The 6,303-nt window shown below is 58.8% G+C and carries 4 protein-coding genes; 1 reads left to right on the forward strand and 3 read right to left on the reverse strand.

Going from position 1 to position 6,303, the window contains the following annotated elements; all coding sequences use genetic code 11:
• The coding region (locus tag WB402_RS00860; RefSeq protein ID WP_424204822.1) for a tetratricopeptide repeat protein at positions 1–738 on the reverse strand (738 nt) is incomplete at its 3' end.
• A 286-nt stretch (positions 739–1,024) separates the two neighbouring features.
• Between WB402_RS00860 and WB402_RS00865 the strand changes: the two genes are divergently transcribed.
• Positions 1,025–1,849, forward strand: coding sequence for a hypothetical protein (locus WB402_RS00865; protein WP_424204824.1), 825 nt, complete (start codon positions 1,025–1,027; stop codon positions 1,847–1,849).
• A gap of 67 nt (positions 1,850–1,916) precedes the next feature.
• Here the strand turns inward: WB402_RS00865 and WB402_RS00870 are convergent, their stop codons facing one another.
• Entirely contained in the window at positions 1,917–3,920 is a 2,004-nt protein-coding gene (locus WB402_RS00870; RefSeq protein WP_424204826.1) for a tetratricopeptide repeat protein, read from the reverse strand.
• Positions 3,921–3,961: 41 nt separating this feature from the next.
• Positions 3,962–6,010 carry a tetratricopeptide repeat-containing sulfotransferase family protein gene (locus tag WB402_RS00875; RefSeq protein WP_424204828.1) on the reverse strand — a complete coding sequence of 683 codons (2,049 nt, stop codon included), beginning with the start codon at positions 6,008–6,010 and terminating at the stop codon, positions 3,962–3,964.
• Between the last annotated feature and the right edge of the window lie 293 nt (positions 6,011–6,303).

Below are 6,303 nucleotides of genomic sequence, written 5' to 3' on the forward strand. Positions count from 1 at the left end.
CAATGTGACCAGGCTGTGCTTGCCCTCAAGATGCTTCTGATAATACTCCACGGCCTCTTCCAGACGCCCATCCGCATGAGCCAGATCGCCGAGAGTTTTGTATGCCTCATGAAGCTCCGGGTCGTGCGTAATGGCTTGCATGAGATATGACCGCGCCGCTTCGAGGCGACCCTGATCTGCCAGTGCGGAACCCAGCCGGGCCATGGCCACCGTATCTTCCTTGTCATGGGACAGCACTTTTTCGAGAACACCGGCGGCTTCTGCCGATCTGCCCCGCTGCAGCAAGATCAAACCCAACTCGTTAAGCGCCGCCGGATCATCGGGAGTGACTTTCAGCAGCTTTTGATAAACCGCTGCCGCCTCGTCCCGTAGATCCATCGCTAGCAATGTCTCGCCCACGGCACGCAATGCGATCGCAGAATCGGGCTCAAGTTGCACAGCCCGACGAAAACAGTCCAGGGCTTCGCGGTTTTGGCCGCGAGTGCGGAAATACCCTCCCAAGGCACCGTGGAAGCGGACGTCATTAGGCTGTATCGCAATGGCTCTGCGCAGCAGATGCGCCACCTCTTCGTCGTTTCCCGCCTGATAGCTGACCACCGCGAGCGAATACAAGGCCTCGGGGTGCTCATGGCCGGCGGCCAGAATCTGCTCGCATATCCTCGCCGCGTCGTGAAGCATGCCTGACGCGATATGCTGCTGTGCATCCCTCAGCTGTTGCTCGATTTCAAGCGGCTGCAATGAACTACTCCAATCATATATTCAGTGAATGATCAGCAGTTTACAGGATTACGCTATGCCTCAACAGGTTATTGGCATGTCGTCGGCGAGCAGTGCTGTCGAGTTTCCATGGCCAGGCAGCCCGGCAGGGCAGCTTGCGAGCTCGCGGACGCAAGAAACATTGAGATTAGTGGTAGAGGATTGGATCAACGCTGCGTGAAGGCGGCGTGAGTATTCACACTATCCACCCAATGGGGTCATAATGATTTTGGAAGATTTGAACCACAACAAATGGAGGAGACCAAGCATGAAACCGACATTGATCCGTAAATCCCTGATTGCTTCCAGCATCGCGCTGGCCCTCGGCGCGCCGGCAGCGAATGCTGCGCTCGTGACCAACGTGTCCGGTGTAGGCGCCATGACAACCGACAGCGCCAACTTCACGATGCTGGATCCGAGTGGCTATACCGTCGGCGGCACCAACGACGTCCACATGGTCTGGGACGGCAACGCCTACAATTCCAGTACGGACTACATCGGTCCGGGCAGCGCCGTCAACGTGACGGCCTCGTCCACCACGGCGTTCTTCGGTCATACGTGGACGGCGCACGACATTCAGGTGTTCGTTCCCGGTACCTACAGCTTCAACACCCACACGACCACCTGGGACGGTGAGAGTGGAATGCTGAACATGGTCGTTGGTACTGGCCAGCTCGGCATGCACATGCTGTTCGACTGGGGCGGCGCCTCCAACATCGACATGGCCGTCGTGTGGAACCGGAACAGCGTGTTTGGTTCCGGTATCGGTAGCACGGCAAATCCAAACTGCAATTACAGGTATGTAAACGGCGTTTACGTAAGCCCCACTATCAAAAACTGCTTGTACGATGGGCCGGGGTATGGTTCAGTCGGAATGCCGAACGCTTCTCTCCCGTGGATGCTGTCCTCGGCCGATGGGAATGGCGACGGCATCATGGGTATCCCGATGGTTCTTGGCGGTCCGTTCCAGACCTTTAACGCCAACTTCAACGCCAACATGACGTCCGTCGTGCCGCTCCCGGCGGCGGCGTGGCTGTTCGGTTCGGGTTTGCTGGGACTGCTGGCCGTCGCACGCCGAAGAAAGAGGGCCTGATATATTCTGTCCGCCTACGTGTCGTCTGCGGGTTATCGCGGCGGCGGGATGATTTGACATGTTGTCTTCAAGGGCGCGGTGACGAAGCCGATACACTGATATCCACGGCTGGCAAGCCCGCCTCGTGGTGGTTCCACGCGCTTTGCAATGCTTCTTCGAGCGATGATACGAAGCTTCGCGTATCGAAGAAGCGGCTGTTTTGCAGCGCCTTCGCCAATTCTTTCCTGATGGCGTCCAGTCTTCCCGACGTTGTCGCCAGTTCCACCGCCTTCGCGACGTATTGATCCGGCTCCGTGCAATCCAGATCGTCCATCCCCAGGCTGGAGTTTATCGAGCTGCCCATGCGTGCGAGATACGATTCGCCCCGGAGCGTCAGCAACGGTACGCCGGCCGCCAGGGCGGCCACGCTCGTGGCGCCGCCGCTGATATGAAAGGGATCGAGCGACAGGTCCGCGAGCGACATTCGCGCCACATGGTTCGCCATCGGCTCGCGCCCGGCGAAAACAATCCGGTCTGCCTCCACGCCCAGGCGCGCGGCCTCACGCCGCAGATTCCCGCCGCAGACCGCCGTGTCGGGTACGTACATCCAGAGCCTGCTTCCCGGAACATGGCGCAGGATATCCATCCATGCCGTGAAAGTTTGGCGGTCGAGCTTGTAAGGCTGGTTGAAGCTGCAGAATACGAATCCCGCGCTGCCGAGTCCTGCCTCCTCGCGTGACGGACGGTGTTCCGACGATGGCAGCGGCGAGGTCACGAGGTAGCAGGGCAGCCGAATGACCCGCTCCGTGTAATTCCGGGCTATTTCCGGCGAGAGCACGATGTTATCGGCGATGATGTAGTCAATGAAATTGCCGCCACTGGTGCCGAGGTAGCCGAGCCAGGAAATCTGGACCGGCGCGGGGCGGGCAGCCAGCACACTTGGCTGCGCGGCACTGGTGTAACCCGCGAGGTCAATAAGGATGTCGATCTGATCGTCCAGAATTGTTTGCGCGATATCGTGGGCGGCCTTGCCCGCCAGGATATGGTACACGTCGAAACCCTGCTGGATGCGGATTTGCGTCTCATCAGGCTGATGCCTCAGGGAGTAACCATGGACCTCGAAGCGGGCGCGATCGTGGCAGGCGAACAGGTCGCGCACCAGTGAACCGACAGCGTGCGTGAAGAAATCAGTGGAAAGATAGCCCAGGCGGATCATCTTGCCGGATCGCGGCGTCGCAGGTGCGCGCAAATTCTGGCGCAACATCTTGCCCGCTACGGAGAGTTGTCCGGCGTACCGTTTTGCCATGTCAGAAATCGTTCTTTCATCTACCTCCAGGTAATTCAGGATTCCCGGCGGAACGTCTTCTCCGCCGTTCGATCCCATAATTCGCTGGAGGCGAGTCAGCAGTCGTTGCTGGTTGCGGTCGAAACCATCCCAGTCGCATACGTAACGGCATGCCGATTGCGATTCGATGAGCAGCTCGATGTCATCGGGGGTTGATCGAGCGGCGTCCGTGGCAATGTCATAGTATTCCTTTGTTCGCCCGGCCGCCCGCAAGCACTGAGCCAACCATAGCTTGGTCCTGGGATGATCGTGACCGCGCCGGAGTGCCTCTTGGTAAGCGGCTGCCGCACCGGACGGGTTTCCGAGCAATTGGCGGCAAAACCCGAGGTCGTGAAACATGGTCGCAGCTCCGTTTCGTTCGGCGGCCAGGCGAAACGCCTGCTCGGCATCGGACAGACGGCCAAGACGGACGAGCAGCTGGCCCTTGACGTTGAGCATTCCTGCATCGTCAGGTCGAAGCGTAAGGTACTGTTCAAGAGCGTGAAGAGCGCCTGCTGTATCGCCCATTTCATCGCACACGCGAGCCAGCATCTGCAGCGCCGGCAACGAGGCGGGGGCGAGCGCGATCGATTTCTGAAGCCATTGCGCGCTTTCGGCGGCACGTCCCGTTTGCCGGCACAACAACCCCAGGTAGTAGTGAAGCTCGGCATCCGCAGGTGCCGAGTGGAGGAGATCGCGATAAAGCTGTTCCGCCTCGTTCAGATCGCCACGCTGGTGCGCGGCGATCGCCTCACTTTTGGTAGGCATCGACGTTTATCTGCCGCCGCGCGAGCATGGGCGCACCTGTCTCAACCGTCATTCAGACCAAGAATCCGGCTCACCGGTTCCAGATGTCGCGCATAGTTCTTCCAGCGCGCTTTCGAGCTCTTGTATAACGGCCGCCGAACCTGATCGTAGCTCGCCGTCATGACTTGCCGTTTCGATTCGTGAAAATTGAGGCAGGCGTCTTCCCATTCGAGACCGCAGAAGTCGAGAATGCGTTCGACCCAGGTGCGTGGATCCTCGACCAGCTCCTCGTATTGCACATCCAGGATTGGAATAGGGAGAACCGCTTTCCAGTGATCCATGAGATCCCGCGAGGCCTTGCAAGTCTGCGCCAGCGATTCGAGATCGTAGGCGAAGTCCATCCCGTCGCTGAAATCGAGGAAGAAATTGGACAGGCAGACGTCGCGCGGGTCACGTTTGCAGTGCAGCACCCGGGTATCCGGAAAAAGCTGGCTGATGATGCCAAGATACTTGTAATTTCCGGGCATCTTGTCCGTCACGCGGGTGGCCGAGGGCGCTATTTCCCGAAGTCGCTGGATATAGGTTCCCGCCAGCGCGTCGAGCTTTTCCTGTGTGAGATTCCGCACGCCATCAGGGTAATAGGGAATCTCGGCCAAGAGTTTTCCGACATCCTTGGTCTCTCCACGGGCATGTACCTTGCTGTGGCAGGAAAGGATCTGCTCCAGCAGACTTGTGCCCGAGCGTGGCATGCCGACGATGAAAACAGGTAATCCGGATGAGATACGGGAACGGGGAAGGGTAGGCACCGCGGCGGCTGAATAAACAGACTTGATGCGGTTGATTTCGGTCAGCGTTGCACTGATATTATATGTTATATTCTTTAACCGGTTGGCGATCACGGCATGATTGAATGCACGATCGAACTGCCCCACCTTGTCGCATAGCTTTGCGAGCGCAAAACGCAGAGACCGTTGATTCGAGGAAGAAACACCGGGACGCGCAACAAGCGACTCCAGCAACTCGATTGCCTCGTCTATTTTATCTGCCGCCGGCGCCACATTGGCGGCCGCGATGGCCGCCTCGACACTGGCTGGGTTAATCTCGATTGCCTTGCGTGCGTTCGTCCATGCCCCCTGTTTGTCACCTTCAACCTCGAGGATGTCAGCTTTGAGCGCCAGCGCTATAGGGTTGTTCGGTGCGGTCGCCACCGCTTTTTCCATCAGTCTGCGCGCTTCCGCGGGATCCGACAGCATGAATATGTTGCCTAACAGTGCCAAGGTTTCGGCGTCGCGCGGGTTTTTTCCGAGGGCCGCGCGCGCGTAGGCAATGCCGGCGTTCGTGTCGCCCAACTGGTGGCACGTCCGAGCTAGCGTGATCAATACCTGCAGATCGCCCGGTTTCAGCTTTTCCAACTGCTCATAGGTATCCCGCGCCTCGAGGTAACGACCCTCGTAATTCAGCAGCGAAGCCCTGAAAGAAAGCGCGTCAACACTTCCGGAAGATACCTTCATGGCCTGATCGCAGACACGCCATGCGTCTTGGGTACGGCCGAGTTCGATATAAACCGCACCCAGCTGCAGGAGTGCAAGTACGTCGCCGGAGTGCTGGCGGCAATACTGCTCGGCCATGGCGACCGCGGAGGCGGACTCGCCCTTCATGGCAAGCACCCTTGCAAGCGCGAAGGTGGCCTCCCGATGGTTGGGGTGACGTGAGAGAAATTCGCGCAGGGATTTCTCGGCCTCTAACCACTTCCTTGCCCGTGTCAGGGCGAGGCCCAACAGTAATACTATCTCGGAAGGGCAACCGGGCAGTGCGCAGGCACGCCTGAAGGCCTCCGCGGCCTGGTTGAGATCGCCGTTGGACTGTGCCGCGTTCCCAAGATTCACCCATCCCTGAAGGGAATTCGGCGCCAACTCGACGGCCTTGCGCGCACAGCCCAAGGCCTCGTTGTAATTGCCGCTCATGCCATGTACGGCGGACAGGCTGATCCACGGCCCGGCGTGGTGTACGTGATCCCTGGCGGCTTTCTCAAACACATCCTTTGCTCCAGCCAGATCGCCCTGTTGAACGAGTTCGCCGCCCTTGGCCAGCAGTTTGGATAGGTTACTCATCTTTCGGTGATACCATTGTGTCTATGCAGCCTCAATCTCTGGCAATTGCCCAATGGCGCGCGCCAGAAAGGCCGACGGGCGCGTGGCGAGCAGAAGCTGACCCAGCGCCCGTTCAGCGCGAGCGCGTCATTCGATTTTCTTTGGGCATCCCAGAATTGGCGGAAAACTCGACCGCCGTCGCACTGGAGGCGTTGAATTCAAGCCCGCAATCGCCTAGTTTCGCATCAGTGACGATGTGTTTTGCCGACATCCATTCAGTAGGGCGCAGTAGATTGCTTGACTAGGTAACGAGC

This window comes from Sulfuricaulis sp. (assembly GCF_049587675.1).
Classification (GTDB): Bacteria; Pseudomonadota; Gammaproteobacteria; order Acidiferrobacterales; family Sulfurifustaceae; genus Sulfuricaulis.

What these genes read in the sequence shown, in the direction of transcription:
- WB402_RS00865 (WP_424204824.1), top strand. Translation starts at nt 1,025, where the DNA reads ATGAAACCGACATTGATCCGTAAATCCCTGATTGCTTCCAGCATCGCG.
- WB402_RS00870 (WP_424204826.1), bottom strand. Translation starts at nt 3,920, where the DNA reads ATGCCTACCAAAAGTGAGGCGATCGCCGCGCACCAGCGTGGCGATCTG.
- WB402_RS00875 (WP_424204828.1), bottom strand. Translation starts at nt 6,010, where the DNA reads ATGAGTAACCTATCCAAACTGCTGGCCAAGGGCGGCGAACTCGTTCAA.